Consider the following 255-nt stretch of genomic DNA (forward strand, 5'->3'; position numbering starts at 1 on the left):
TTGAATTTGAGAAAATTAGCTTACGAAAAATCTTCTGGTTGAAGAAGAAATATTCCGGATGTACACCACATTCATTCTGGCATTTCCGAGCGCAGACATCACGGTATGAAACTCTGTATCTGCTGAACAATGAGCGACATAAACTCCTCCGTTGAAATTCAGTTTTTCAAGAGGGAAACCTTCAAATGCTTTTAATAAATCTTCTCTGGAATTTGTGGTATCAATTTCGATAATCAGTCCGTCATTTTCTTCATT

General features: G+C 36.5%; 1 pseudogene. It reads right to left on the minus strand.

Annotation, left to right across the window (positions count from 1 at the left end):
* Window positions 1-15: 15 nt before the first annotated feature.
* Window positions 16-255: pseudogene (locus tag WFK35_RS23125) on the minus strand (ATP-binding cassette domain-containing protein); the annotation flags it as partial.

Origin of the sequence: Chryseobacterium sp. VD8 (assembly GCF_037149975.1) — a bacterium.
Lineage (GTDB): Bacteria > Bacteroidota > Bacteroidia > Flavobacteriales > Weeksellaceae > Chryseobacterium > Chryseobacterium indicum.